This window comes from Komagataeibacter oboediens (assembly GCF_018491655.1).
Taxonomy (GTDB): domain Bacteria; phylum Pseudomonadota; class Alphaproteobacteria; order Acetobacterales; family Acetobacteraceae; genus Komagataeibacter; species Komagataeibacter oboediens.
In genome coordinates this window covers 1-394 of sequence record NZ_JABLUU010000056.1, presented here as the reverse complement: position 1 = coordinate 394, position 394 = coordinate 1, and the positions used below count along the sequence as shown (strand labels likewise).

1 protein-coding gene is annotated in these 394 nt (G+C 67.0%); it reads left to right on the top strand.

The annotated features are described in order from the left end of the window. Position 1: 1 nt before the first annotated feature. Positions 2 to 394, top strand: a 393-nt coding sequence (locus HNO79_RS16365; RefSeq protein WP_214165957.1) for a glycosyltransferase, incomplete at its 3' end; no start/stop codon positions are given.

Here is a 394-nt window from a genome sequence, read left to right as displayed (position 1 = left end):
AATGGCCTGGCCGCTGCGGCGCAGGGAACATCCCCTGCCCGAGGACATGGCGCAGTGGCCGAGCGTGGACGTGTTCGTCCCGTCCTATAACGAGGAACTCTCCCTCGTCCGCTCGACGGTGCTCGGCGCGCTGGACCTTGACTGGCCTGCGGACAGGCTGAACGTCTACATCCTTGATGACGGGCGGCGGAAGGCCTTCCACGAATTCGCGGTGGAGGCGGGGGCGGGCTACATCATCCGCGCCGAGAACAACCACGCCAAGGCCGGCAACCTCAACCACGCGCTGGCGGTGACGGACAGCCCGTTCGCGGTGATCTTCGACTGCGACCACGTGCCCACGCGCGGGTTCCTCAGGCGCACCATCGGCTGGATGATGGCCGACCCCAATCTCGCA